The following is a 23938-nucleotide window of genomic DNA, read 5'->3' as shown; positions in this document are numbered from 1 at the left end:
CGAATGCCACGGCACCTGCACGAGGGCCGTTTCGTGTCGGATGGCCCGGCCGGACCCCTCGCCGTACAGTCGACAGATGCACGTACCCGACGGCTTTCTGGACGCGCCGACCTCGGTTGCCACGGGTGTCGTCGCCGTCGTCGGCGTCGGCCTCGCCCTCCGGGGCGCGCGCCGTGAGCTGGACGAACGGACTGCCCCGATGGCGGGACTGGTGTCGGCATTCGTGTTCGCGACACAGATGATCAACTTCCCGGTCGGCGCCGGTACGAGCGGGCACCTCCTCGGCGGTGTTCTCGCGGCCGTCCTGGTCGGGCCCTGGACCGCGGTGCTGTGCATCAGCACGGTTCTGCTGGTCCAGTGCCTCCTCTTCGCCGACGGGGGCATCACGGCCCTCGGCACCAACATCACGCTGATGGCGCTCGTCGGCGTGGGGGTCGGATGGCTCGTCTTCCTGCTGCTCCGGGCCGTGCTGCCGAACCGGCTGACCTCGGTCGCCCCGGCTGCGGCGCTCGCCGCGCTGGTCTCGGTCCCAGTCGCCTCTCTCGCGTTCACCGGCCTCTACGCCATCGGCGGCGAGGCGCCGATCCCGCTGGGATCTCTCGCCACCGCGATGGTCGGCTGGCACAGCCTGATCGGGGTGGGCGAGGCATTCATCACCGGGCTCGTCGTCAGCACCGTGCTCGCGGTGCGCCCCGACCTCGTGTACGGCGCACGCCCTGCCATGGAGACGCGGACCCTCGAGCTGCGCCATCCGAGCGGGTCGGCGGCATGAGGTCACACCGGAAGTCGGTCTCGACCCCCGCCGTCGTCCTCGTCGGTCTGCTGATCGCACTCGTGCTCGCCGGTTTCGTCAGCTACTACGCCTCGAGCCGCCCGGACGGGCTCGAGTACGTCGCCACCGACAAGGGGTTCGACACAGCGAAGGAGCACAAGTCCTCAGCCGGCAGCCCGATGGAGGACTACTCGACCAAGGGCGTCGACGACCCCCGACTCTCCGGCGCGGTCGCCGGCGTCACCGGTACCGTCCTGGTCCTGGTGATCGCCGGGGGTGTCGCCCTGGTCGCGCGACGCCGCAGCCATCACTCCGCCTGAGACCCGCCTCGAGATGGCCGCAGCGCACGGACACAGGTTGTACTTCTCGGGAGACTCCCCGGTCCACCGCGTCCCCGCACACCTCAAGGTCCTTGCGCTGCTGGGGTTCATGATCGTCGTCGTCGCCACTCCGGGGTCGGCGTACCCCGTCTTCGGGGTCTACGCCACCCTCCTGCTCGCGCTGATCGTCGTGGCGCGCGTGCCGTTCGGCTTCCTGCTCCCAAGGATGCTCGTGGAGGTCCCATTCGTCGTGTTCGCAGTCCTCATGCCGTTCATCGCGACCGGACCGCAGACGACGTTCCTCGGCCTGACAGTGAGTGAGCACGGGCTCGAGGCGGCCGCGTCGTTGCTGATGAAGGCGACGATCGGCGTCGTGGCGAGCCTGACGCTCGCGGCGACCACCGAACCGCACCACCTCCTTGCCGGCCTGGGTCGGCTGCGACTGCCTCACGAGATGGTCCAGATCATGTCCTTCATGATTCGTTACCTCGACGTCGTCACCGACGAGATGCGCCGCATGCGCATCGCGCGCGAGTCACGGGGGTTTCGCGCCTCTTCGTTCCGCCAGTGGGGGGTGCTCGGTCGTACCGCCTCGGCGCTCTTCATCCGTTCGTACGAGCGCGGCGAACGGGTCCACCTCGCGATGCTGTCGCGTGGTCACGACCCGCACGGTGGTGGGTCGTGAGCGTCCCAGTGATCGACGTCCGGGGGCTGGCCTACGCCTACCCCGACGGCAGCCAGGTCCTGTACGGCGTGGACTTGCACATCCATGCCGGTGAGCGGGTCGCCCTCCTGGGGCCAAACGGCGCGGGCAAGACCACGCTCGTTCTGCACCTCAACGGAATCCTGCTCCCCGGCGCCGGCACGGTCGCGGTCTCGGGCCTGGCCGTCGAGAAGCGGAACTTCCGGGAGATCCGGCGGCGCGTCGGCATCGTCTTCCAGGATCCCGACGACCAGCTGTTCTCCGCCACCGTCCGCGACGACGTCGCCTTCGGCCCGGCCAACCACGGACTACGGGGCGAGGACCTCGAACGTCGGGTCCAGCACGCGTTGGAGCAGGTCGGCATGGCCGCATACGCCGACCACCCGCCGCACCATCTCTCGTTCGGGCAGCGGCGACGGGTGGCCGTCGCCACGGTCCTGGCGATGGAGCCGGAGATCCTGGTGCTGGACGAACCGTCCTCGAACCTCGACCCGATGGCGCGTCGCGAGCTCGCCGACATCGTGCGGTCGCTGTCGGTCACCGTTCTGATGGTGACGCACGACCTCCCGTACGCCCTGGAGCTGTGCCCACGGTCCGTCGTGCTCACCGACGGGATCGTGGTCGCCGACAGCGACACTCGGAAGCTGCTCGCCGACGAGGACTTCATGCGCGCCCATCGACTCGAGCTGCCGTTCGGGTTCGACCCGCGGACGGTGTGACGGGCGGTCCGATTGCGACAGACGGTGTCAGCGCCTACACGAGTCGGTGCTCGAAGGCGTACGCCGCCGCGGCCGTGCGGGACTCGACCTGCAACTTGACGAAGATGTTCGAGAGGTGGCGAGCCACCGTCTTCTCGCTCAGCACCAGCGCCCTCGCGATCTGGGTGTTGGTCCGGCCAGACGCGACCAATCGCAGGACTTCGACCTCGCGTTCCGTCAGACCAGCCGGACGGTCAGCCGGGCGCAGCAGTCGGTCGGCCTCCGCGGTGGACGGCGCCGCCCCCAGCTCGCGGAACGTGGCGCGCGCGGTCTCTAGCTCCTGGCGAGCAGACTGTGCATCCCCGAGCTCGCCCAGGGCGCGACCAGTCACGAGTCGCACTCGCGCGACTTCGTAGGGGTTCTGCGCACGGGTCCAGAGCTGGCGCGCCTTGCGCAGGAGGGGCAATGCCCCAGCGGCGTGTCCCGAGGCGAGCTCCGTCAGGCCCGAGGCGAACGCCGCGTACGCATGCAGCGCCTCGGTGCCCACGTGCGCGGCCACGCGGTGCAGCCGGGCGACGACGGCACGGGCCTCCTCCAGGGCGCCAGCGGTGACCAGGACGTCGACCGCCGGTGGCAGCAGCCGGCACTCGGCGACCAGCTCCGACTCCTCGGCGACGAGCCGCCGTACGGCGACCAGCGCGGCGTCGTCCGCCCCCTGCGCGAGCCACAGCAGCGCCAGCCCTGGCTGCGGGTCGTGACCGTGCTCACTCGACCGCTGGTAGGCCGCCTCGGCCTCGTCGTACTCCCCACACTGGCGTAGGACGTCCCCCCGCTCGGACTCCGCGAGACCTATCGCGGCCGGCGAGTCGGCCAGGCGGTAGCGGTCGATCGCGCTCCCGAACTCGTCCAGCGCCTCGGGCCAGGCGCCATGCACGCGCATCAGCTGTCCTCGGTGCACCGAGCACTGGCCGGTGAAAGCCACGAGGCCGGGCTGCGCGCTGCACCAACGGTGCAGGCCCGACGTCCACTCGGCCACGCGGCCGAAGTCGGCAATTTCCTGGCACCCCTCGATGGCGGCACAGTAGACGTGGCCGAAGACCACCGGCGTCAGCTCATGAGCCGCAGCACCGACCATCGCCTCGTCAAGGAGCGCCAACCCGTCGCCGACACGACCCGAGTAGATCGCGAGCCTTCCCTGGCTGCTCAGGCCGAGTGCGAGCAGGTCGGCGTCCCGGCACCGCCTCCCCACGACGGTGACCTCTTGCGCGGACTCAGCCGCGGCGGGAACGTCCCCCGCTCCCAGGTGGCGGTACATGTGCAGGAGAGCGACATATCCATGCTCGACCGCGTCGTCGTCCACGCCCTGGAGCAGCCGCTCGGCGCGGGTGGTCCAGCCACTCTCCAGCGCATGCTCACCGCCACTGCCGAAGATCATCGCGAGGTGGAAGCAGCAGCGCATCGCACCAGACGTCTCCCCCGCCTGCTCGTACAGCGCGAAGCTGCGCTGGTGGAAGTCGACACAGGCGTCACGGCGCCCCAGCAGGTACGCCGCCAGCCCGGCTGCGTGCAGGTCGTCCGCGCTCATCTCGTCGGGCGCGGAGTCCGACCAGATGTCGAGGGCGGCAGCCCACTCCCCCTGCTCGAAGTCCCTTCGCGCCCGCACCAGATCCTCGACCACGCCCACGCGGGACACCTCCCTGTCCGACGGCACTCCCGGCGACCTTCGAGCCAGGCGAACGGCGGCAACGCATCGGCCGTCCTACCCATTGTCGGTCCACTGTGCTGGTTGGTTCGTCCGATGCACACCCGCGTCTCCGCCGCCTAGCGTCGATCACAACCGACACCCGGGCTGAGATTGCGGAAGCCCACGACGCCGAAGGGGGTCACTGAGATGACCGTCCACGACACCTCCGCCGAGCACGCGGAGTTCGCGCCTGCCGAGGCGTGGGACGCGATCGCAGCCGCGTACGCCGAGCACGTCGCGCCGGGCGAGCAGTCGCTCTCAGCCGCTGCACTTCGCCTGGTCGGGCTGACTCCTGACGAAGCGTTCCTCGACGTCGCCGCGGGCCCGGGCGGCCTGGGACTGGCCGCCGCCCGCCTGGGAGCCACCGTCCTGGCGACCGATTGGGCGCCGGCGATGGTCACCCAGTTCGAGGAACGAGCCCGCACCGAGGGACTCACCAACGCCACCGCACGGGTGATGGACGCCCACGCCCTCGATCTCGAGGACGATCGCTTCGACGTGACCGGGTCCCAGTTCGGGGTCATGCTCGTCCCGGACCAGGCGGAGGCCCTGTGCGAGATGGTGCGGGTGACCAAGGCCGGCGGGCATGTCCTGGTCATCGCTTACGGCTCGCCCGCGGAATTCGAGGCTCTGCAGGGCTTCATCTCGGCCCTGCAGACCGTAGCCCCCGACTTCGAAGGGCTGCCCGATCCACCCCCGTTGGAGTTCCAGCTCTCCGACCCCGACGTCCTGAGCGAGCGCCTTGTCGCCGCGGGCCTCCAGAATGTGCAGGTCGACACCACCCAGCAGGAACGACTCATGTTGTCCACGGGCCAGGAAGCCTGGGACTGGATGCTCTCCAGCAACCCGATCACCGGGATCATCCTGGACGACGTCGGCGTCAGCGAGCATGATCGCGCCAGGATGCGTTCCGCCTTGGACGAGACGATCCGCAACCGGGCGGGTGAAGCCGGTGTTGCCGTTCTCACGGCCCCCCTCAACATCGGATGGGGCCGCAAGGACGACGGCCGATGACCGGTTCCGTCCTCGTCGTCGGCGTCACTCGAGGGGTTCGGCCCGCTTGAGCCTGAGCTCCTTGATGTCGAGCCCGTTCATGCGACCGTCGGCGAGCAGGTCAGGTCACCCACCGCATCCGCGTCACCGGCGACCACAGAGCGCGGCTGCACCTCGTCGTTGGAGCATGGCGAGGTGCTCCATGAAGAAGTCCGGCGCGGCACCTGCCCGTGTTCCTCGCCGGGAGGGCAATAGACGGTCTGGTGCAGGGCCTGACCGCGGCTGTGGGAGTGCTGGGTTCGAACCAGGTCGCAAGCATCTGGCACTTCTCCTTCCTGACCTCGCAAACTAGGCTCTGACCTGCACAAACACACCCCCGAACGTGTGGTCACAGCTGGTCACCGAAGGCCAGATATCCCGGTACATCCGATGCATATCCGATGCAAGAAGTCGCCGCAGGAGGCGAACCAGGGCTCCCATGGGCTGACCGAGTTGTGACCATGTTGGCCACCTCCGCTGTCGGCAACCACCTCACGATCTCGAAAGACACGTTCAGATGGGACGTCCTCGCGGCCCTAGAGAAAATCGAGTGGGCCGAAGACGCCTACGGCGACGTCCAGCCACCACGGCAGCTGACGGGCGCCGGGCTCCCCGAGCTACCTGAGATAACGGCTGAGCAGCGGGGCCGGATGCGCCAGATCTACGACATATAGTCACTTGTACACGTAGAGCTCGAACTCACCGTTCGAGAACGAGGGCTCCGGCTTTGCCGGGGCCCTCGTTGCATCTCAGGTTTCGACGTGAGTAGACCGAAACTTCACAGGCACCTGCCGCTTCCCCGCCGGCATCCAAAAGGGATGTGCGGATGCCGGGTGATCATCAGTAGAGTGATGTCCGTGTCGAGCCCCGAATCGGACGCTGTGGGGGCTTTCGGTCACGCCGTCAGCCCCCTGAGCCACTGAGGTTTTAGCCTCCCGCCCGCCCGCCCACCCGCTGTGCGTGTGGGCGGCTGTTCGGGTATCCCATCGGGAGCTGGCCGTGGTGACGAGACGCCTTCTGTTTCGTTTCTTACCTCGGAGTAACTCGATGCCTCTCGCTCTCTACTTGCTTGCCCTCGCGGTCTTCGCCATGGGCACCTCAGAATTCATGCTCGCCGGCCTCGTGCCGGACATCGCCACCAGCCTCGACGTCTCAGTCGGGGCCGCTGGACTGCTCACTTCGGCCTTCGCGGTCGGGATGATCGTTGGCGCACCCATCATGGCTGCCTTCGCCCGTCGGTGGCCCGCACGGACCGCGCTCCTTGGATGCGTGGCGGTCTTCGCTCTCTGTCACGTCCTCGCCGCAACGACACCGTCCTTTTCCATGCTGTTCGCCACCCGTGTCTTGGCCGCGATCGCCTACGCCGGTTTCTTGGCGGTCGCACTCAGCACCGCGACCCGACTTGTGGCCCCGAACCAGAAGGGACGTGCCCTGGCGGTACTTCTGTCCGGTACGACGGCCGCAACCGTCGCAGGCGTCCCCGCGGGCGCACTGCTCGGCACCTCCATGGGCTGGCGAGCGACGTTCTGGGCAGTCGCGCTGCTATGCGTCCCCGCAGCAGTCGGCATCCTCAGCGGGATCCGCCCCCGCACGGAGCGAGCTCCGGAAGGGTCCGATGGTGGTGCGTCTCTGGCTTCCGAACTCGCCCAGCTCCGAGCCCCCCGTTTGCTCATGGCGATGCTGCTCGGAGCGCTGGTTAACGGCGGCACCTTCGCCGCCTTCACGTTCCTCGCACCCGTCGTGACCGAGACCGCTGGACTGGATGAGGTGTGGGTGCCGCTGGCCCTGGTCCTGTTCGGCATCGGATCCTTCGTCGGAGTCACTGCCGCCGGTCGACTCTCCGACCGACACTCTCGCCTGACTCTCGGTGTGGCCACTCCCATCCTGCTCCTGGGATGGCTGGCTCTCGCAATGCTCGCGGCGCACCCCCTGCCTCTATTGATCCTGGTCTTCGTCCAGGGTGCTTTGGCGTTCGCTGTGGGAAGCACCCTCATCACGCGTGTGCTCTATGCGGCGTCCGAAGCGCCCACCATGGGAGGTTCCTATGCAACCGCCGCGCTCAACATCGGAGCCGCCGCCGGCCCGGCAATCGGGGCCATAGCGCTGTCGGGTGCTACCGACCTTGGTCCTGTGTGGGTGGCGACTGCCTTGACCGGGATCGCCTTGCTCATGTTGCTGCCATCGCTGCGTCTCATCGCACCGCGGAGCCGGAGTGTCGAGGTCGTCGGGTGACTCACGCGAATGCTCCGCTGAACCTCGAGGACCGGCGGCGGCTCATCGACGGGGTGCCGAACTCGCCCGATCGCTCACGTCGCCGCCGAGATGGGCATCTCGCGTGCCTGCGGTTCGAAGTGGGTCAACCGATGGCGACGGCATGGTGAGGCCCGGGCTTCTGGACCGGCCCTCGACGCCGCACCGGAGTCCAACTCGACGCCCGCATGGGTGATCGAGCAGGTCGAGACAGGGCGGCGCAAGCACAAGTGGTTTGCCAAGCGCATCACCGACGAACTCGCCGCCCTCGGCTATCGGATCAACCGTCGTACGATGACTCGGCACCTGACCCGGCTAGGCCTTGGTCGACGCCGGTTCATTCGAGGTCGACGCCTGGGACGAGCACGACGGGGTCGTCGTAGAAGCCCGCGCTTCACGCAGCGTCGGCGAGATTGTGCGAGCGGGCCGCGAACTCGTTCTGGCGCTGCGGACGATGGCGAACCTCTAGCCGAGCAGCTCGTTGGCCTCACCCAGCGACACCGTCGACGCCGGAGGCATGTTCTCGTTGACCAGGCCAGCCGAGCGTGGTGGAAACCGCGGTGACGTTGCCGGCGGGGAACCTTCGGGATGGCTTGGGAAGCACCCACGGCGCGCGGGTCATCGACTCCACGCCCCCGTGGCGACGATGTCGGCGTCGCCGGACTCGATGGCGGGCGACCCGAAGATCGCGGCGTCGAGGGATGAGCCGCAGTGCCGGTTCAAGGTCGTCGCGGGCATAGTGACAGGCCGGCCAGCCAGCAGGACGGCCATCCGGCCGACGTTGCGGTTGTCCTCACCGGCCTGGTTGGTGCACTCCCACACCACGTCCCCGATCCAGCCTCGGCGTCTTCGCCAGTACGCCGGGTGGCAGCAACCGCCGCGGCGCGTCCGGGCGCACTTCGGCCGTGGCACCACTGAAGAGGCCGAACGGCGTGCGGGCGGCGGCGTATACGAAGGCAGAGCGGTTCAACTTCGATCTCCAGGTCCGGGCAAGGTGGGTGTTCTCCTTCTCAGGTGAACGCGCTGACGCCAGTCTCAGCTCGTCCGATGAGCAACTTCTGTATCTGTGAGGTGCCTTCATAGAGGGTCATCACCCGCGCGCCGCGCAGGTACTTCTCGACCGGGTACTCGTCGATGAATCCGTAGCCGCCGAAGACCTGGACGGCAAGGTTCGCTGCGCGGACCGCGGCCTCGGACGCGAAGAGCTTGGCCTTGGAAGCAGCGGTCCCGAACAGACGGCCCGCCGCGAGCAAGTCGGCGGCGTTCCAGGTGACGAGACGCGCAGCGTCGGCGTCTACCGACATCTGGGCGATCATCTCCTGCGCGAGCTGGAACGCAGCGATAGGCCTGCCGAACTGGGGTCGCTGTCCGGCGTACTCCACCGCCGCCTCGAGCGACCCTTGGACGATTCCACCACAGCCTGCGGCGACCGAGATCCGTCCACGGTCGAGGGCCTTCATGGCGATCTGGAAGCCACTTCCTCCTCGCCGACCAAGGCTTCGGCCGGCACGACGACGTCAGCAAATGTGATGTCGGCCGTGGCCTGGCCACGGAGGCCGAGCTTGCCGGCGCGGGCCGTCTTCGCCGGTGCGAGCGAATACTAGGCACACGTCGGCCCAGGTACCATTCGTGATGAAAATCTTGGAGCCATTGATGACGTAGTCGGTGCCGCGGCGTATCGCGCGGGTCCGGAGGCTGGCAGGGTCCGAGCCACTGTCGGGCTCCGTCAGGCCGAAGCAGGCGAGCCGCCGGCCCGTCGACAGGTCCGGCACCCCTTGCGCTGGGCGTCAGCGCCGTGCAGGTAGATGGCCCGGCGTCGTCCGCGCGGGCGAGGTCGCCGGTGCGGAACCAACCATCTCGGAACGCCTCCGCGGGGAGGGCGGAGATCCGCATTCGCCCGTGGCGCGGGCCCCACCTTGGGCGAGTACCTGCGAGCCCGTCGGGGCCTGGTCACCCCGGAGCAGGCAGGCATTCCCACCATGGGCACTCGACGCGTGTCCGGGCTGCGCCTCGAACGAGGGAAGGACCGACCCGTCAGTCCACCTTCGGACATGTTCGCCAGCTCGACGCGGTCTAGTCTCACGGCACTACCAGAACCTTAAAACGCTGACAGGGGTCTGAGTTCCGACGCAGCAGGCCGTGGCTGCTCGTCTCGACGTACGTCGGCTACTGCCTCTTCACGGGCCGGGCGTTGTTCTTGCAGCACGGGCAGACTCGATATCCGGGACGTGGGTCTCGGCCCACTCACGGACTGCCCGCAGCGGGCCGAGGAGGGAGTGACCGAGCGGGGTCAGCGCGTACTCCACGTGCGGCGGGTTGCCGCCGTGGTCGGCGCGCGAGACCAGTTCGTCGTACTCCATCGCACGGAGCGTCTCGGTCAAGGCCTTCGGCGTGATGCCACGGATGTGCGCCTTGAGCTCGGTGAACCGCATCGGCCCCGCGGCTAGGGCGTTGACGACGAAGACCGTCCATCGGGCGCCTATGCGGTGCAGCACGGTGCGGCTGGGACAGGTCGCCGCCATGACGTTGTAGGCCTTACTCATGGGCTCCCACCAGTAGCGTTGTAGATACCGGTGAGGATGTCGCGCGCCTCGCTCAGTTCGCGTCCTTCCAGGCGACGCGAACACCTCGGCGACGACGCGAGATCGAGTTGCAGGCAGAGTGGTATTACAAACGATGGCCCGCGGTCATGTCCCGAAGAGGGACTCCGCAGCATCACCGTCGCTCCGCACCAAAACGAACTCATCGACATGACGAGCAAGTCGGCCGAGAGGCTCCTGCCCTTCTTCGCCTGCCGACCCTTGGCGCTGATACGCCTCGACGTCCCCCAGCTCTTCATCTGCGACGAACCGGTCGTGCTTAACTCACCGGCGGGCGCCTTCCACGTCGACGACTGCTACGTCACCGACGCAGACGTCGAGCTGCGAATGGAGAAGTGGCTGCGCAAGACGAAGAAGGGCAAGCGCGGCCGGCACCCGCCGCCGGGCCGGATCGTCCACTTCGCCTCGACAGCGCCCTCAGGCTTCGGCGTGGCAGACGAAATTCTGCTTCCCATCAGCCCGAGCGCAGCACTGCTGTGGGAACCGTTGGAAAATCGCCCGCCGATGAGACCGATCGAGCGGGTCAGGCTCACTGGGGCCGAGGCCGAGCGGTTCGCGCAGTCGGCCAACGAAGCGATGTCCACGCAAACACTGGCCTGGGTCGTCGGTCGTGTAGCGGACACGACCTTCGACGACTACTCGTTTCCTTCGACGGGTCCGTTGATGCGGGTCTGCGACGGCACCAACTCGGCGGCCCTGGCAATCAACGAGCCGCCGGCTCGGTTCAGGCCCGCCCGGTTGTGGACGCCCACCCCGGACGAGCTCTCAGCAGCGACCGCGAACATCATCCGTTAGACAGGAATTCGAGATCCGCGGCTCTCTTTCCAAGGGCCCGAATAGAGAGCGGCACTGCGTCATTCCCCCGCCTGTAGACCTGGTCGAACCGGCCGAGTAGCGGGCTGCACCCTGCGGATTGAGGAGCTCGGTCCCAGTGGGCTCTGCCCGGACTACGCGCTGGAAGCCGAGTCGTAGAGGTTCTCGGCGGTCACGTGCTAGACATCTAGCACCATCGGATCCATCGCCGCGCTTGGGTCGCCAGCCAAGCGCGAGGCCCTCGCCTACATGGTTTCCACGCGTGACGACAAGGCTCTCGGTTGCCGCATGCGCGGCACCGAATCAGGAGCCCATCGTGCCGTCCTCGCCGCGGGGATGCTCACTCGCGCCCCGCAGTCGGTCTACCGGTTGTATGTGGCGCGGCTGGTGGCGCGGTCGGATCCGGGGCAGAGCGGGTGAAGGTCGTAGAGCAGCAGGTCACGCCCTTCCATGAGCTCCACGGTGAAACATCGCTGGGTCCGTCGAGGGGTGGTGATGTCTGTTTTGCGCCAGCGTTAGCCTGTCCACCACTCTTATCGTCCTCGCGTGACCCAGATTTCCTCGGCTCTGCAGCTGTCCAATCCGAGCCGTCGTCTCGGCGGCTTCGCTATCGGCGTGTTGACGCTAGCCGCGGCGGTCGCCACCTCGACGAGCTATGTGCTGCAGCCCGTGCTGCCTACGGTGGCGGACGACATCGACTCGTCACTCTCGGTGGTGGGTGTGGTCGCTGGTCTTCCGATCGCGGGCTACTTTCTTGGCCTGGTGCTGCTAGTCCCGCTCGCCGACCGGTCGCGTTCGAACCGACTGATCGCGTCCCACCTGGCTGTGCTCGGTGGCGCACTGGCATTGGCCGCCGTGGCGTCCGGGCCCGTGATGCTCGGACTCGGACTGTTCGTCTCCGGCCTGTGCGCGAGCACCGGTGCGCAGATGACCAGCCTCGTTGGGAGGTACACGGACGTCTCGCGCCGCGGCCGCGCGGTCGGCACGGTGACGGCGGGGATATCCGCCGGGATCGTTCTGGGAAGGATCGTGGGTGGTGCTCTGGCGGAGTGGGTGGGGTGGCGGATGATGCTCGCCGACTTCGCCGTCGTCAGCGTGCTCCTCGGCGTGGGTGCTCTGACGACGCTACCGCGCGATTCCCTGACCCCTTCGAAGGGATACGCCAACGTGGTGGCTTCGTTGCCGCGGCTGGCGTGGACAAACCGTGCGCTCCGCCTTTCTGCCGTCTCGGGAGCGCTGTGGTTCTTCTCGTTCAGCCTGGTCTGGGTCGGGCTATCGCTCGCGCTCGCGCGCCCACCCCACTCGTTGTCACCCGGCACCATTGGGCTCTACTCGCTAGCCGGGCTGCTCGGCGTTCTCGCCACCCGCATCTCCGGCCGACTGGCAGACCGCGTCGGCTCGGCGAGAGTCGTACTCTCGGGTCTCCTTCTAGCTGGTGCATGCAGTTTGGTGATGGGGTTCAGCCTCGAGACGACTCCGCTGCTGCTCGTCTCGCTGGCGCTGTTCGATGCCGGTCTGTTCGCTGCCCAGGTTGCGAACCAGTCCCGAGTACTCAGCCTGGATCCGACCCGTCCCGCCCAGTTCAACAGTGCCTACATGGCCGTCTACTTCGTCGGCGGCACCGCGGGGGCGGCGCTCGGCGGCGTCCTGATGTCGTTGATCGGCTGGACGGGCGTCACCGTCGCCGGCGCCGTCGCCATTGGCGCGGCGCTGCTGGTAACCATTGCCACTCGCACCACCGACAAGTAGCTGCAGGCGTCCGGGACAGGGCATCAGTTGATGAGCGGCTCACCGCAGAGCGAGCCCGATGTCAATGCGTCTGCGGTTTGACGACAACCCGCACTTCGGCGCCACGGGCGTGCGCTCCGACCGAGCCGTACCGCTGGTCCCCTTGGGCCGGCATCGGCGCCTCATCGGCTGGCTGTGGATCGCGAGTGGCGCGTCTACCGCGTCGGCGGCTCACGCCGTGCACGCGCAGCGGGTCCCAGCATTGCACCCCGTACTCCTCCGGATCTGGACCTCCGCGGACATAGCTCGCGGGGCGATCTCGACGTCGCCTGATTGTCCTTAAGCGATTCACGTGCAGGGTCGGCGCGCAAATCGGGGCCGAGCGGATCGTTCGCACCACCGGGCAGTGCAGCCGATCGACGATCACAGCGGCCCTCGTGTCACCGGGTCCGACACATGGGCGATCTCGCGATCGATGTGGCCACCACGAGCTTCGCATTCCCAGCACAGCGTTCCAAGCGCACGAGCCACCGGAGTTGACGGCCCACCTCGGGCCACTTGCTGAGCGTTTGGCAACGCCACGGACCTCCAATGATCGAGTGTGCCCAGGACCGCTCACGCGGCACGCCCACTTCCGGTCGCGCGTGGATCCTCGATCGGACTCGGGTCCGGGCCGCCGGGTGAGGCGGCCCGGACACGAAGCCCTCGACTGAGAGCTCAGACCGCGACGACGCAGAACTCGTTCTGATCGACGTCTGCGAGAACGACCCACCCCTCGTCGTCGAACCGGCGCACCTCGGTCGCCCCGAGCCCACGAAGTCGGTCCACTTCGCCGACGAGGTCGTCGGTGAACAGGTCCAGATGCAGGCGGTTCTTGCCTGTTCGACGCTCACCCACCGCTTGGAGGGACAAGCCGACTCCGCGCTTGTCCGGGTCTTCGAGATAGGTGGTCGCCTCGTCCGAGGACGCGACCTGGTATCCCGTAACCGCCTGCCAGAAGGTGGTCCCCCGCGACAGGTCGTTCGTGTCGATACAGACGTTTCCGATACGGATGCTCATTGCTCTCCAATCTAACCAGTGAACGCCTTACGCTAGTTCAATCACCATCTATCGGCAATAGCCAGTTAGACTCCGTGCATGGAGTCAGATGTTGCCCGCCGTCCCGACAACGATCCTGTTGGCACGGCTCCGGGGCCGCTTCGGCTCGTCGAAGAGTTCATCAACACCCGTCGCGAGGACCGCGACGACATCGGGACACCCGAGCAGTTGCGAGACTGGTTGAGCGCCCGAGGTCTGGCTCCCGGGGACTGCCACGTCAGCGACTCCCAGCGCCGTCGGGCGGAGCTAGTGCGCGAAGGGCTGCGGGCCAGCATTGCCGACAACAACGGCGAGGCGGTCGTCGGCGCGCGTCCTGACGGGCTCGACCCCGCAGCACGAGCGCGGTTCGCAGAGGTCTCGATCGGCCTAACGCTGGTCCTCGACCTCGCTGGCGGCCAGCCTCGCCTGGTCCCCGCCGCGCAGGAGCCAGTGGAGGCAGCCCTCGCCACGCTGCTCTCCGTCGTCTCCGAGGCCACTGCCGCAGGGACCTGGAGCCGACTCAAGGCCTGTCGGGATGCGAGTTGTCGGTGGGCCTTCTATGACCACTCTCGTAACAGGCAGAGGTCGTGGTGCTCCATGGATATCTGCGGCAATCGTGCCAAGGCGCGGACGTTCTACATCCGCAACAGCGCGGCTCGAGACCAGAGCGTGCCTCCGTCACGCTGAGTTGGGCGGATCTTCGATCAAACCCGACGGCTCGCCGCAGTTACCATGACCGGCCCGCTCACGCCGCGATCCGCGCGAGTCGCGATACGCGTCCGCCTGTCGGCGCGCCCTCGAGTTGCACACTCATGCCGACGAGAGTGCGGTGCGAGACTTCGCCCATGTCCGAGTCGGTCACGTTCGTGAGCCACGACCTTGTGCACTTTCGGCCGAACAACACTTGGGTCGATCTGAAGCTCTTCAGCATCCGACCTGAAGTATCGGACTACCTCGTGCTTCGTGACCTGCTCCGGCACGAGCAGTATCACGACCACTACGCCGGTCAAGACCCGACCGAGCAGACGCACCACGCCTTGCACGGCCCGTACCAGCTGGAAGCGATCACACCAGGCCAGTTCGAGCCCGTTTCCGCCAACGCTGCCCGTCAGGAACTCCGAAACTGGGTCGCTGGCTGGGTCGTTCCTCACGAAGATGGGTCAGAGGTTGAAGCGAAGTTGGGTGCAGAGGTTCTGGCGAGACTGCACGGTGACTCGATCCTTCGGCTGACTGACCTCGGAGAGACCGCCGAGCACGACTGGGGGTGGGTCGTTGGGCACGCGGGCTTCCATGAGTTCGTGGTCATCGATCGCGCCACTGCGCTGCTCACCCTGCTTGTTGCGTCAGACGACTAAGCACCTCGAGGATCCGCGTCATCTGCCGCGAGTAGTGCCCTCGACCAGGTAGGTCTTTCCCCCGCCTATGTCCGTCGGCCGGCCGAATCTCTAGGTGACCGTAGGACCGGCACGCGGAGCGCACCTACCTGGTGAACGCAGCCCACAGGACCAGGGCTGCTCGCAGGGAGGAGCCAGTAATGTCCATTCCAACCCAGACGAGCCTGGTCGGCTTCGTCGCCTCGTCGCCCGAGTTGCACTTCACCGGCGGCGCCGGTGCGGAGTGCTGCCGTCTTCGCGTCGGGGTGGAGCAGTGGCGCAAGGATGTTGACGGGGGCTTCATCAAGCTCGACCCGACCTTCCACGACATGGTCGCGTTCGAGAGCACCGCTCGTGAGCTCTACGCAGTTTCCGCCGCGGGGACTTGTTCGTGGCCAGCGGTCACATCCATGAGTTCGAGGCCGAGCGCACCGGCGAGATCCGTGAGGAGTTCGTCGCCCGCACGATCGGACACAACGCCACCAAGACGGCCTACCGGGTCCAGCGCCGCCGTCTTAACTCGGTCGAGTCGCCCCTGCAGCCAACCAGCGGGCTGCCCAGCCCCGCGGTCGGCCTCTGACCCAGGCGCGTTATGGACACCTACGCCGAGGACGAAGCTCCCGGCTCGACGACGCCCCTCAACCTCCTCCGCGACGAGCTTCCGGCGCCGATCAACTGGAACCAACTGACCGCCGACGAAGCCCACTACGAGTGGCACGACCTCGATCAATGGGTGAAGTGGCTGAAGGACAGCCACGGGCTGCCGCCCTCGATCGTTCCGCCGTTCTACTACCTCCACGACGAGCTGGTCTGGGAACTCTCGGCCCTCCATACGCACTGGCTCAGCTGCTACCACCAGACGGCATCACCGTCCGCACCGAACTCCTGGCGGCGCGACTTCAACGACGCCCGGCGCCGGCTGCGCGACTGGGTCGCAATCCAGGACCGCGACCGGCACTTTGAGGCGTTCGTTCGCGCGGACGTGCTGCGGCGACGCCGCATCGAAGCACAGGTGAGCCAGACGCCGTCCGATTGAGCCACCAACGCCCCATGGCCTCAATGCGGGCGTAGCCATCCAAAGGCATCGACCCGCCAGGCTCAGTGGGACCTGGACGAACAACCATCGAAGCAACCCACGGAAGGAGCCGGTCGTGCTTCTCCCCCACGCGCTCACCCTGGCTCGCGCGAGGTCGTCCCTCGCCGCGCTCGCCGATCAGGCCTCCTCGATCGATGCCTCGTCGGCCTACGAGCACGTGCTCATCGAGCTGGACCGCATCCACGCCGACGACTCCCCTGCCATCCACTCCGATGGAACGTCGGCGGACCGCGCAACCTGCTCGCCGGCGCGACGGACGCGATCGAGGAACTCCAGCGACGCGGCGTCGATCCACTGAGCCTCGAACTCGTCCTGGTCATGCTCGACGACGCCTCGGTCGTGGAGGTGTGTGATGTACGGCGAGGCCGGCGCCGCCATGCGCGAGGAGCTCGCGGCGTTACTGAGACAGCACCGGGTGCAGCAGAAGCTCGGGGGGCCGACCCGGGAATCGCGAGCCGAGCTCGGAGGCCGCATCCGCGAGTACCGGCAGAGCGTCCTCGTCTGGATGAACCAGGCCATGCGAGCAGCACGGCCCGTCGTCTTCTCCAACCTGCCAGCGGCGGATCCGAACCCCTTCCGATCCGTCGGCGTATCGGGACCGCTGACAGCGGCGGGCGAGCTCGCACGCGCGATCGACGTCGCCACGCGGCAGTCGTCGGCGCACATCGCGACGTCCGAGGCACTGACGACCCCGCATCCCAACGCGATGGTCGAGCACTGGCGGCAAGCAGCACGAGCAGCGGCACTCGCCGAGCACGACACCTCGATCGAGACCGCCGTACGCATGACCGCCAACCAGGCCCAGGCCCTCGTCGGCGACATCGCCGCCTTGACCCAAGCCCTGGTGGTACTGGATCGGCGCTACACGATGATCCCCGGCTGGGAGCCGCTGCAAGATGGCCCGCGCCTGGGCTGGGCGTCGCTCGCGGCGGCGCTCGACGTCAACCTCGGCCAACCCGACTACTCCGTCGACCACCTGGGCTGGCGGCCCAAGACGAAGGTCCTCCCCGACCCGGTCCGGCCCGGCATCGTGGGCGTGTTGCAGGCCGAGCACAACCTGGTGATCCGGATGAGGTCCACGCCCTCCGCGATCAACCTGCGCCTGGTCGTGGACTCCCAACGACTCCGCTCGCACCACCTGACCCCCTTCGCCGCGCGGATCGATCCGCGTCTGGCGACAAGTGGGTGAACCGGGCAGAGATCTACTTCCTGATCCAGCAGCAACTCCGTGAGATCACCGGGCTCGTCGGCAAGGGCGGCCTCGCGGCCGCCGAGGGCGCCCCACGTCGTCGCACGCGTGCGCGCGCTGACCCGGCACACGATCGTCGAGCCACGTGTCCTCTCCGGCTTCCAGTTGTTGTTCAACCGGCTCGACGACCGGATCGCCGACGTCGTCGAGCACGGCATCGAGCGCGGCTCCTTCGTCAAGCGCGTCACGCTGCCCCGCTTGGTCGGGCGCGGTGGAGACCTCGTCCAGCCGATGCGGGAACGATTCGTTCCGGTAGCGACGGCCACCGACCTCGCCGTGGTCCGCACCGTGCGAGAACGACTACGTCCCCACGCCACAGCTCCGGCCGCGACCCCAGGGCCGACCCGGGTCGACCTTCACTCCGCCCTGATCCACCGGCCCGAGGCCCGTCGCGGAGGTCGCGGTCTCGAGACGTGAACGCCGTGATCCCCACTGGCGCGTCATGACCACCTACGAGACAAGACCCACCCGCCACGACGCAAGAAGGAGTCGGGCCATGGCCAACCGCTCACCACCCCACTGACGACAACCCGTACCTGTCACTCACCGATGCGGCAGACATCGTCGGCCAATCCGTGAAGACCCTTCGCCGTCGGATCTCAGCCGGAACCCTGCCGGCCTACCGTTTCGGGCCGCGGTCCATTCGGGTTCGTCTCAACGACCTCGAGGCGTCTGGGCGTCGCATCCCGAGCGCCAGAGCAGGCGAATGAGAACCGGGTACATCCGATGCATATCCGATGCAACCTCGGAACGAGAACAGCCTCTGATCTGCATTCCTGCAGGTCAGAGGCTGTATGTCGAGGGTGGGCGATACTGGGTTCGAACCAGTGACCTCTTCGGTGTGAACGAAGCGCGCTACCACTGCGCCAATCGCCCGCTGTGCCGTCCCGTCTCAGCAGGGACTTCACAGAGACTAGCGTACGCGCATGGCCACTCCGCAAACCGGGTCGACGTCGTCGCGCCCGCTCGTGGCGACGCTCGACGTCGCCGCCAAGATCCTCCTCGTCGTCCTCCTCGTCGTCGCCGTCGCCTACCCCGATCTGGGCAACCTTCGGGACAAGGCGATGGGCTTCCGCGCGGTGGCCTACCCGCTCGGGGCTGCCATCGTCCCGCTGCTCTGGTGGTGGCTGTGGCGCCCGCGCGGACGGGCGTACCCCTGGCTCGGCGACCTCCTGGTCACCCTCCCCTGGCTCACCGACACCCTCGGCAACCGGCTGGACTTGTTCGACTCGGTCCGGTGGTTCGACGACTGGATGCACTTCATGAACTGGGGCCTGCTCACCGCCGGATTCGTCGTCCTGACCCTCCCGCGTGACGCCGCGCTCGGCGCTGTCGTCGAGCGGGCTCTCGCGTTCGGTCCGGTGACGGCGATCGGCTGGGAGCTCGGCGAGTACGTGGCGTTCGTCCGCCACTCCCCCGAGCTCGAGACGGCCTACACCGACACCCTTGGCGACCTTTCGCTCGGCTCGCTCGGCGCCGTCATCGGCGCGCTCCTCGTGCACGCGGCCGTGCGGAGCGGCCGCGTGCACGAGGAGCCCGTCACGGGTCGACCTGCTCCTTCGAGCGCTGCGCAAAGATCGACGCAGCCAGCGACGTGACCGGGCCGGGCGCCGCGAGCGGTCGGTCGTCCACGCGATGGATGCCCTGGACGTCGCGGGTCGTCCCTGCGAGGAAGATCTCCTCGGCCCGCTGCAGCACCTCGATCGGCTCGTCCCGCTCCACCACGTCGATCTCATCGCGGCACCACTCCAGCACGAGAGCGCGCGTAACGCCGGCCAGGCAACCCGACTCCAGCGTCGGCGTCACGAGCTGCCCGTCGAGCACGTAGAAGATGCAGGAGCCCGTGCCCTCGCACAGCAGACCGGCGGTGTTGGCCATCACAGCCTCCGACGCGCCCTGTCGGAGGGCATACTCGACCATGAGCGCGTTCTCCGCGTACGAGGTCGTCTTGAGGCCGCTGAGGGCACCCCGCTCGTTGCGTACCCACGGCACGGTCGCGATCGCGGTCGTGGACTCGGGGCGGGCTGCAGGCTCGGTGACGACGACGAGAGTTTGCCCCTGGTTCCCGCGCGGCGAGCCGAGCGGGCCCGGCCCGGACGTGATCGTGATGCGGATGCGGCCGAACGGCAGCTCCTGCCCTTCGACGGTCGCCTCCACCCCCGCCCGTACGAGGTCGAGGTCAGGCTCGCCGATCCCGAGACCGGCCGCCGAGCGTGCGAGTCGTTCGAGATGTCGCGTGAGGGCGAACGGCTGACCGTCGACCACCTTCACGGTCTCGAAGACTCCGTCGCCGACGACGAGCCCGTGATCGAGGACTCTGAGGGCTGGCTGGTCCGGTGATTCCAGTGTTCTTCCGTTGATCCACGCGCGCATGTGACCACGTTAACGCGCCGAGGGGTACCCCCCGTTTGGACGCCCTCACCCCATCCGCTAATGTTTCTCTCGCACCGGGGAAGCCCGGAAAGCGCGGACGTGGCTCAGTGGTAGAGCATCACCTTGCCAAGGTGAGGGTCGCGGGTTCGAATCCCGTCGTCCGCTCGGAGTGGGTCCCAGGGCCCCTTCTCAGACATCCTAGATGTCCGGTGGAGTGGCCGAGAGGCGAGGCAACGGACTGCAAATCCGTTTACACGGGTTCAAATCCCGTCTCCACCTCGATGGGGCTCACGCTCCTGACGAGTCCCTCGGGCTCACGGGCGATTGGCGCAGCGGTAGCGCGCTTCCCTGACACGGAAGAGGTCACTGGTTCAAACCCAGTATCGCCCACCAGAAATGGAAACGGCCCCTGACCTGCGGAAACGCAGGATCGGGGGCCTTCTCGTTCCCCCGTATGGACAGCACGTGGGCAATGGAGCCGCTGTCGCCCACGTCGTCCCTGGCATGGGCAATGGCGTGACCGTGACACTCGCCACGCGAACACCGAGGCGCAGATGACCCGCACCCTGCCCCTACCACTCGGCGCCGGACCCGCCTGCCCGTTCGGCGTGGCAGGTGCGTATCGAGTCGTGGCCGCTGAGGGATCGCAACGGCCACGGGCAACGTCCGGCGCATCCTGTCCATGCGCGATCCGGTGCCCGTCATGGTGTGGCTCCACTTCGAGCTCGACAGGGTGTCGTGGGTCCGCGCGCCGGCGATCCGGTGGCGCGGGCAGCACGTGTGTGTGGCGGTCGACGACGAGCGGCTAGAGGTGCCGTACGTGTGAGTGGACGCGGGCGACGTGCAGCGGCTCTAGATCGCTGCCATGAGCAGGCCGGCGTATCTCGGCGAGGGGTCGGCGATGAGCGAGAGTCCGTCAAGTTCGACGAACGCCTCGTGGTACTCCCAGGGCGAGCCCGTCGCGTGGGCGATGTTCGCGGCCAGGTACTCAACTTCGATCGCGATCGGCAGGATGAGTTGAGCAGGCTGGAACCCGGCGACGGACTCGTCGGCCTTGACGGTCAGCAGAAATGCGCCGAGTTTGTCGTCGAGCCGCTCGATCGTGTACGAGCCGTGCAAGACGTCGATGCCTGTCTGGCCGTACGGCCCTGCTCGCCAAGCGACGCGCTGATCGGTGTAGAGCAGAGCGCCGAGCGGATGGTGCCCCGAGGAGTCTGCTGAAGCAGGAGGGCGCAAAGTGAATCGCGTCCACGATGGCCGGCAACTTTGAGCTGCGGTAGCCAGGCGTTCCGAGTGACCGGAAGTCACGGAGGTTCGCGCGGTGGCGTTCGTGCTCGTGGACTTCATCGGCGATGAGAAGCACGCACTCGCCTCTGTCCTTCGCGTACGCGTTCACGCGTTCCATCACGTGCTGCAGGACGACCTCGTGCGGCGGGTCAGGCCGTACGTAGCGAGCTCGCTGCCGCTTGCAGTCCAGCCCGCGCAGGATGATCGACACGTCGTGGTCCGCGAGGGCTTGGAAGGCGTGCGCGTAGGTGCCGATACGCGCGCGCGGGTGTCCGTGGAGCTCACTGTCGGGGCGAACGTCCGGGTACGCCTCGTATGCGGCGTGGACAACGTCGTCGAGCGCGCGCTCCAGTGACTGCAAGCTTGCGTCCTCCACGTTCCTCACCAAGCAGGCTGCACTCCGCCCCATCGCGGTCCTCACCGAACGCGGATGGGTCGCCCGCGACGGACCTTGAGGGCCAGCACACGGTGAAGGTGCACCTTCCGCCTTCCGGCGGCAGTGGCGCACAATCGAGCGCATGGATGACGGCGGCCACCTCCCCGAAGACGCCCTCAGTGCCCTGCTCCAGCGCTTCCCGGACGGATGGGGGCAGTGGATCGACTGCGACCGCGGCTGGTTCCCGCTGCTCGCCGCGCTCGACGCCGATCTCGCCGCCGTGTGCCCGGAGTACGAGTTGCGACAGGTCAAGCAGAAGTACGGGTCGCTGCGCTACTACGCCGAGCCTTGCGAGGACCACCGCGCCGTCGATGACGAGTTCCGCGCGCTGATCGCCTCGGCGGAGAAGCGCTCCTCGAGGACCTGCGAGAGCTGTGGAGCGCCAGGACGGCGCAGTGCCAGCGACCACTGGTACCGGACGCTCTGCGCCGCCTGCGGCGAGACCGCCGCCGAGCCGACCCCGACTGTGTAGGCAGCCCACCCGCCTCGTGGCCCGTGCGTGACCCCCGACCTGGAGCAAGATGCTCTGGCCCGAGGCGTACGCCGCCACGAACAGGCGGCGGTAACGCATCGCGAAGCCGTTGCAGCGCTGGCCTTCCTCGAGCCGAACTGGCCGCCAACGGGTCTCCGTCGCGCTCCAGGCACGACCCCACGCCTGCACGTTCCCCACGACCGTCCCGGGCTCCGGTGCCACGAAGGGCGCGCGCGGAAGGCGCTGAGACCTGCGCACCCGGGTGCGCTGGCACAACGCACGCGTGCGACGCCGTAGCGCTCCCCACAGCGGGGATTGTTGACGCCTACCGCGTGATCCGGACGGCTCGGCTCTTCCGTACGGCGGTGCCGTACCCGGTCTTCGCGCCGGTCACGCGGACGGTGAGGCGGTGGCCCGCGTCCGCCTTCTTCACGCGGTAGTGACGCTTCGTGGCGCGCCTGATCGGATCACCATCACGGAACCAGCGGTAACGCAGCGTCACCGTGCCCGGTCCCCAATGGCCTGCCTTCGCGGTGAGTCGCCGCCCGACCTTGCCCTTGCCGGCGACCTGGGGACGCGGTGCCGTCAGCATTCCGGCGGCGATCCTCACAGCGTTGCTCGTCCGCGTGGCCGTCTCGTAGCCCGCGCGGCTGCCAGTGACGCGCACGCTGAGGCGATGACCCCGGTCCGATGCGCGGGGCACGTACGTCGCGCCGGTCACGCCAGGAAGCACCGCACCGTCGCGCAACCACTGGTAGGCGAGCCGAACCGGGACCGGCCCCCAGCGTCCCGTGACCGACAGCCGTCGGCCGACCGCCGGCGTCCCCGCAACCCGCAGGATCGGCGCGTTCAGCACGCCTGCCGAGCAGGACGTCGACCCGGGTCCGTACGAGGCGCCCGGCGGCAGCAGCGGCGAGACGGACAGGACCTTCTGGGCGTCGAATGCGCCCGTCGCCGTGCGGTAGGTGTGGGAGACACCTCCGATCGACGTCACGGCACCTGGCCCCCGCGGGATCCCGTTCATCGTCACGCCGGCCCGCAGCGTTCCGCCGAGCGCGCACGACACGCGAAGCGCACCGAGCTCGACGCCGTCGACGCGGAGGCTGTGAACGGTGAGCGCGCTGTCGGCGGCGAGGACGACACCGGCTGACGCGGTCGCTGCGGAGGCACGATCGCTGTGCAGGCGAACGACGCCGCGGCGCGCGTCGAGGACGCCCGTGTTGCGCGCCGTGCCCTCCGGCAGGGCTCCTGCCGACGGCGCAGGGGTGATCGCGTCGGCCCCGCGCGCCGTCAGGGTCACACCGACGCTGCTCGACGACACCAACCCGATGGTGCCGTCGGGCGCGACGACCTGTCCATCGTTCGTCACGGTCGAGGATCCGAGCATCGCTGCGATGCCGCGGCTCTCGACCTGGCCCTGGTTCGTGACCGGCCCCGTCGCTGTGCCCGTGGCGAACGTCGGCGCGCCCGCGAGGAACTGCACATTCGGCGCGTCCATGCTGCTCAGGACGACGCCGCCAGCCCGAACGGACGCCCCCCTCGCGAGAACGATCCCCGAAGGGTTGACCAGCACGAGCTGCCCGTCGGCCTCGATCGCACCGGCGACGGCGGAGACGGCGTTGCCCACGACCCTGAGGAGCAGCCGGCTGTCGGCCGACGGCTGCGTGATGCGCAGGGTGTTCCCGGCGCCGACGTCGCCGGCTTGGACGTGCACGATCGCGGTCGCGGACGTCTGGGTCAGCGTCAGCGTCGTGGAGTCGTACGAGGCACCCACGCTGCCGGAGACGAGGGTGAACCCGGTCGGCAGGACCGCAGCGGCCTCGGCCGGGGCCGAGATGCCGCCGAGCAGGACGGCTACCGAGCTGGCGAGAACCACGACGCGTCGCATGCCGCGAACCGTAGCGACGCAGCCGCC

At 68.1% G+C, this 23938-nt stretch carries 29 protein-coding genes, 4 tRNA genes and 2 pseudogenes; 25 read left to right on the top strand and 10 right to left on the bottom strand.

The annotated features are described in order from the left end of the window. The first annotated feature begins 76 nt into the window (after positions 1-76). From H4N58_RS08835 to H4N58_RS08820, 4 genes are read left to right on the top strand one after another with little or no spacing between them, the layout of a single operon-like run. The gene (locus tag H4N58_RS08835; protein ID WP_182397163.1) at positions 77-772 is read left to right on the top strand and encodes an energy-coupling factor ABC transporter permease; all 696 of its coding nucleotides are present in this window, start codon (positions 77-79) and stop codon (positions 770-772) included. Further along, positions 769-1092, top strand: coding sequence for a PDGLE domain-containing protein (locus H4N58_RS08830; RefSeq protein WP_182397162.1), 324 nt, complete (start codon positions 769-771; stop codon positions 1090-1092). The genes H4N58_RS08835 and H4N58_RS08830 overlap by 4 nt, the downstream gene beginning before the upstream one ends. 13 nt (positions 1093-1105) lie before the next feature. Further along, a complete protein-coding gene (gene cbiQ, locus H4N58_RS08825) occupies positions 1106-1777 on the top strand; it encodes a cobalt ECF transporter T component CbiQ (RefSeq protein ID WP_167251808.1) in 672 nt (223 codons plus the stop codon). Further along, positions 1774-2514 (top strand): energy-coupling factor ABC transporter ATP-binding protein, encoded by a 741-nt coding sequence (locus tag H4N58_RS08820; protein WP_167008877.1) that lies wholly within the window; start codon positions 1774-1776, stop codon positions 2512-2514. The genes cbiQ and H4N58_RS08820 overlap by 4 nt, the downstream gene beginning before the upstream one ends. A 34-nt stretch (positions 2515-2548) precedes the next feature. Here H4N58_RS08820 and H4N58_RS08815 read toward each other — a convergent pair whose 3' ends face one another. After that, positions 2549-4177, bottom strand: coding sequence for a helix-turn-helix transcriptional regulator (locus tag H4N58_RS08815; protein WP_167251809.1), 1629 nt, complete (start codon positions 4175-4177; stop codon positions 2549-2551). A 207-nt stretch (positions 4178-4384) separates the two neighbouring features. On the opposite strand from H4N58_RS08815, the gene H4N58_RS08810 reads away from it, so the two are divergent. The 4 genes and pseudogenes from H4N58_RS08810 to H4N58_RS20630 all read left to right on the top strand — a co-directional run. Beyond that, positions 4385-5251 carry a class I SAM-dependent methyltransferase gene (locus H4N58_RS08810; protein WP_167251810.1) on the top strand — a complete coding sequence of 289 codons (867 nt, stop codon included), beginning with the start codon at positions 4385-4387 and terminating at the stop codon, positions 5249-5251. 479 nt (positions 5252-5730) lie between these two features. Next, entirely contained in the window at positions 5731-5943 is a 213-nt protein-coding gene (locus H4N58_RS08805) for a hypothetical protein (protein WP_167251811.1), read from the top strand. Positions 5944-6316: 373 nt separating this feature from the next. Continuing rightward, positions 6317-7501 (top strand): Cmx/CmrA family chloramphenicol efflux MFS transporter, encoded by a 1185-nt coding sequence (locus H4N58_RS08800; RefSeq protein WP_167251812.1) that lies wholly within the window; start codon positions 6317-6319, stop codon positions 7499-7501. Then, positions 7498-7861 (top strand): annotated as a pseudogene (locus tag H4N58_RS20630) (leucine zipper domain-containing protein); the annotation flags it as partial. The gene H4N58_RS08800 and the pseudogene H4N58_RS20630, both read left to right, overlap by 4 nt. Positions 7862-8137: 276 nt before the next feature. On the opposite strand, the gene H4N58_RS20380 reads toward H4N58_RS20630, so the two are convergent. From H4N58_RS20380 to H4N58_RS08780, 4 genes and pseudogenes are all read right to left on the bottom strand, one after another. Beyond that, positions 8138-8344, bottom strand: a complete 207-nt coding sequence (locus H4N58_RS20380; protein WP_220471293.1) for a hypothetical protein — start codon at positions 8342-8344, stop codon at positions 8138-8140. A gap of 185 nt (positions 8345-8529) precedes the next feature. Beyond that, positions 8530-8988 (bottom strand): annotated as a pseudogene (locus H4N58_RS20375) (acyl-CoA dehydrogenase family protein); the annotation flags it as partial. Positions 8989-9036: 48 nt separating this feature from the next. Then, complete coding sequence (locus tag H4N58_RS20940) at positions 9037-9291, bottom strand: acyl-CoA dehydrogenase family protein (protein ID WP_220471291.1); 255 nt, start codon at positions 9289-9291, stop codon at positions 9037-9039. A 405-nt stretch (positions 9292-9696) separates the two neighbouring features. Further along, positions 9697-10062: a helix-turn-helix domain-containing protein gene (locus tag H4N58_RS08780; RefSeq protein ID WP_167251813.1), complete on the bottom strand. Its 366-nt coding sequence runs from the start codon at positions 10060-10062 to the stop codon at positions 9697-9699. A 207-nt stretch (positions 10063-10269) separates the two neighbouring features. On the opposite strand from H4N58_RS08780, the gene H4N58_RS08775 reads away from it, so the two are divergent. Then, positions 10270-10914 (top strand): hypothetical protein, encoded by a 645-nt coding sequence (locus tag H4N58_RS08775; RefSeq protein ID WP_167251814.1) that lies wholly within the window; start codon positions 10270-10272, stop codon positions 10912-10914. A gap of 564 nt (positions 10915-11478) precedes the next feature. Continuing rightward, complete coding sequence (locus tag H4N58_RS08770) at positions 11479-12681, top strand: MFS transporter (RefSeq protein WP_208322952.1); 1203 nt, start codon at positions 11479-11481, stop codon at positions 12679-12681. A gap of 696 nt (positions 12682-13377) precedes the next feature. Here the strand turns inward: H4N58_RS08770 and H4N58_RS08765 are convergent. Then, positions 13378-13719 carry a VOC family protein gene (locus H4N58_RS08765; RefSeq protein ID WP_167251815.1) on the bottom strand — a complete coding sequence of 114 codons (342 nt, stop codon included), beginning with the start codon at positions 13717-13719 and terminating at the stop codon, positions 13378-13380. A 78-nt stretch (positions 13720-13797) separates the two neighbouring features. Between H4N58_RS08765 and H4N58_RS08760 the strand changes: the two genes are divergently transcribed. The 8 genes from H4N58_RS08760 (at position 13798) to H4N58_RS08725 (ending at position 18165) form a co-directional block, all read left to right on the top strand. Further along, a complete protein-coding gene (locus H4N58_RS08760; RefSeq protein ID WP_167251816.1) occupies positions 13798-14424 on the top strand; it encodes a CGNR zinc finger domain-containing protein in 627 nt (208 codons plus the stop codon). Between the two features lie 158 nt (positions 14425-14582). Beyond that, positions 14583-15092, top strand: a complete 510-nt coding sequence (locus tag H4N58_RS08755; protein ID WP_167251817.1) for a hypothetical protein — start codon at positions 14583-14585, stop codon at positions 15090-15092. A gap of 409 nt (positions 15093-15501) precedes the next feature. After that, positions 15502-15690 (top strand): hypothetical protein, encoded by a 189-nt coding sequence (locus tag H4N58_RS08750; protein WP_167251818.1) that lies wholly within the window; start codon positions 15502-15504, stop codon positions 15688-15690. 12 nt (positions 15691-15702) lie between these two features. Next, on the top strand, positions 15703-16146 hold the full coding sequence (locus H4N58_RS08745) for a hypothetical protein (protein ID WP_167251819.1): 444 nt from the start codon (positions 15703-15705) through the stop codon (positions 16144-16146). A gap of 115 nt (positions 16147-16261) precedes the next feature. Continuing rightward, a complete protein-coding gene (locus tag H4N58_RS08740; RefSeq protein ID WP_182397161.1) occupies positions 16262-16504 on the top strand; it encodes a hypothetical protein in 243 nt (80 codons plus the stop codon). Positions 16505-16558: 54 nt separating this feature from the next. After that, positions 16559-17395, top strand: coding sequence for a hypothetical protein (locus H4N58_RS08735; protein ID WP_167251820.1), 837 nt, complete (start codon positions 16559-16561; stop codon positions 17393-17395). 39 nt (positions 17396-17434) lie between these two features. Then, the gene (locus H4N58_RS08730; protein ID WP_167251821.1) at positions 17435-17872 is read left to right on the top strand and encodes a hypothetical protein; all 438 of its coding nucleotides are present in this window, start codon (positions 17435-17437) and stop codon (positions 17870-17872) included. Positions 17873-17991: 119 nt separating this feature from the next. Further along, positions 17992-18165 carry a helix-turn-helix domain-containing protein gene (locus tag H4N58_RS08725; RefSeq protein ID WP_167252063.1) on the top strand — a complete coding sequence of 58 codons (174 nt, stop codon included), beginning with the start codon at positions 17992-17994 and terminating at the stop codon, positions 18163-18165. Between the two features lie 94 nt (positions 18166-18259). Here H4N58_RS08725 and H4N58_RS08720 read toward each other — a convergent pair. Continuing rightward, positions 18260-18331 (bottom strand) — tRNA-Val (locus H4N58_RS08720). Between the two features lie 50 nt (positions 18332-18381). Here H4N58_RS08720 and H4N58_RS08715 point away from each other — a divergent pair. Beyond that, positions 18382-19053, top strand: coding sequence for a hypothetical protein (locus tag H4N58_RS08715; protein WP_167251822.1), 672 nt, complete (start codon positions 18382-18384; stop codon positions 19051-19053). Here the strand turns inward: H4N58_RS08715 and H4N58_RS08710 are convergent. After that, positions 18995-19828, bottom strand: a complete 834-nt coding sequence (locus H4N58_RS08710; RefSeq protein WP_167251823.1) for an aminotransferase class IV — start codon at positions 19826-19828, stop codon at positions 18995-18997. The two genes, H4N58_RS08715 and H4N58_RS08710, sit on opposite strands and share 59 nt — an antisense overlap. Before the next feature lie 93 nt (positions 19829-19921). Between H4N58_RS08710 and H4N58_RS08705 the strand changes: the two genes are divergently transcribed. The 4 genes from H4N58_RS08705 (at position 19922) to H4N58_RS08690 (ending at position 20654) form a co-directional block, all read left to right on the top strand. Beyond that, positions 19922-19993: transfer RNA gene (locus H4N58_RS08705), tRNA-Gly, on the top strand. A 43-nt stretch (positions 19994-20036) separates the two neighbouring features. Beyond that, a tRNA-Cys gene (locus H4N58_RS08700) sits at positions 20037-20107 on the top strand. Between the two features lie 39 nt (positions 20108-20146). Continuing rightward, positions 20147-20221 (top strand) — tRNA-Val (locus H4N58_RS08695). Between the two features lie 289 nt (positions 20222-20510). Next, positions 20511-20654: a hypothetical protein gene (locus tag H4N58_RS08690; RefSeq protein ID WP_167251824.1), complete on the top strand. Its 144-nt coding sequence runs from the start codon at positions 20511-20513 to the stop codon at positions 20652-20654. Between the two features lie 26 nt (positions 20655-20680). On the opposite strand, the gene H4N58_RS08685 is transcribed toward H4N58_RS08690, so the two are convergent. Further along, positions 20681-21064, bottom strand: coding sequence for a hypothetical protein (locus H4N58_RS08685; RefSeq protein WP_167251825.1), 384 nt, complete (start codon positions 21062-21064; stop codon positions 20681-20683). A gap of 85 nt (positions 21065-21149) precedes the next feature. Between H4N58_RS08685 and H4N58_RS08680 the strand changes: the two genes are divergently transcribed. Both H4N58_RS08680 and H4N58_RS08675 read left to right on the top strand, forming a co-directional pair. Beyond that, the gene (locus tag H4N58_RS08680; RefSeq protein ID WP_167251826.1) at positions 21150-21470 is read left to right on the top strand and encodes a hypothetical protein; all 321 of its coding nucleotides are present in this window, start codon (positions 21150-21152) and stop codon (positions 21468-21470) included. A gap of 163 nt (positions 21471-21633) precedes the next feature. Beyond that, positions 21634-22023, top strand: a complete 390-nt coding sequence (locus H4N58_RS08675; protein ID WP_208322953.1) for a hypothetical protein — start codon at positions 21634-21636, stop codon at positions 22021-22023. 325 nt (positions 22024-22348) lie between these two features. Here H4N58_RS08675 and H4N58_RS08670 read toward each other — a convergent pair whose 3' ends face one another. Then, entirely contained in the window at positions 22349-23911 is a 1563-nt protein-coding gene (locus H4N58_RS08670; RefSeq protein WP_167251827.1) for a filamentous hemagglutinin N-terminal domain-containing protein, read from the bottom strand. Positions 23912-23938 lie beyond the last annotated feature (27 nt).

Source organism: Mumia sp. ZJ1417, assembly GCF_014127285.1.
In the GTDB taxonomy this organism is placed as follows: domain Bacteria; phylum Actinomycetota; class Actinomycetes; order Propionibacteriales; family Nocardioidaceae; genus Mumia.
The sequence above is the reverse complement of the archived record's forward strand: the minus strand, read 5'-3'. Positions and strand labels throughout refer to the sequence as shown.

What these genes read in the sequence shown, in the direction of transcription:
- H4N58_RS08835 (WP_182397163.1), top strand. Translation starts at nt 77, where the DNA reads ATGCACGTACCCGACGGCTTTCTGGACGCGCCGACCTCGGTTGCCACG.
- H4N58_RS08830 (WP_182397162.1), top strand. Translation starts at nt 769, where the DNA reads ATGAGGTCACACCGGAAGTCGGTCTCGACCCCCGCCGTCGTCCTCGTC.
- cbiQ (WP_167251808.1), top strand. Translation starts at nt 1,106, where the DNA reads ATGGCCGCAGCGCACGGACACAGGTTGTACTTCTCGGGAGACTCCCCG.
- H4N58_RS08810 (WP_167251810.1), top strand. Translation starts at nt 4,385, where the DNA reads ATGACCGTCCACGACACCTCCGCCGAGCACGCGGAGTTCGCGCCTGCC.
- H4N58_RS08805 (WP_167251811.1), top strand. Translation starts at nt 5,731, where the DNA reads ATGTTGGCCACCTCCGCTGTCGGCAACCACCTCACGATCTCGAAAGAC.
- H4N58_RS08800 (WP_167251812.1), top strand. Translation starts at nt 6,317, where the DNA reads ATGCCTCTCGCTCTCTACTTGCTTGCCCTCGCGGTCTTCGCCATGGGC.
- H4N58_RS08780 (WP_167251813.1), bottom strand. Translation starts at nt 10,062, where the DNA reads ATGAGTAAGGCCTACAACGTCATGGCGGCGACCTGTCCCAGCCGCACC.
- H4N58_RS08775 (WP_167251814.1), top strand. Translation starts at nt 10,270, where the DNA reads ATGACGAGCAAGTCGGCCGAGAGGCTCCTGCCCTTCTTCGCCTGCCGA.
- H4N58_RS08765 (WP_167251815.1), bottom strand. Translation starts at nt 13,719, where the DNA reads ATGAGCATCCGTATCGGAAACGTCTGTATCGACACGAACGACCTGTCG.
- H4N58_RS08760 (WP_167251816.1), top strand. Translation starts at nt 13,798, where the DNA reads ATGGAGTCAGATGTTGCCCGCCGTCCCGACAACGATCCTGTTGGCACG.
- H4N58_RS08755 (WP_167251817.1), top strand. Translation starts at nt 14,583, where the DNA reads ATGTCCGAGTCGGTCACGTTCGTGAGCCACGACCTTGTGCACTTTCGG.
- H4N58_RS08745 (WP_167251819.1), top strand. Translation starts at nt 15,703, where the DNA reads ATGGACACCTACGCCGAGGACGAAGCTCCCGGCTCGACGACGCCCCTC.
- H4N58_RS08735 (WP_167251820.1), top strand. Translation starts at nt 16,559, where the DNA reads ATGTACGGCGAGGCCGGCGCCGCCATGCGCGAGGAGCTCGCGGCGTTA.
- H4N58_RS08715 (WP_167251822.1), top strand. Translation starts at nt 18,382, where the DNA reads ATGGCCACTCCGCAAACCGGGTCGACGTCGTCGCGCCCGCTCGTGGCG.
- H4N58_RS08710 (WP_167251823.1), bottom strand. Translation starts at nt 19,828, where the DNA reads ATGCGCGCGTGGATCAACGGAAGAACACTGGAATCACCGGACCAGCCA.
- H4N58_RS08690 (WP_167251824.1), top strand. Translation starts at nt 20,511, where the DNA reads ATGCGCGATCCGGTGCCCGTCATGGTGTGGCTCCACTTCGAGCTCGAC.
- H4N58_RS08675 (WP_208322953.1), top strand. Translation starts at nt 21,634, where the DNA reads ATGGATGACGGCGGCCACCTCCCCGAAGACGCCCTCAGTGCCCTGCTC.
- H4N58_RS08670 (WP_167251827.1), bottom strand. Translation starts at nt 23,911, where the DNA reads ATGCGACGCGTCGTGGTTCTCGCCAGCTCGGTAGCCGTCCTGCTCGGC.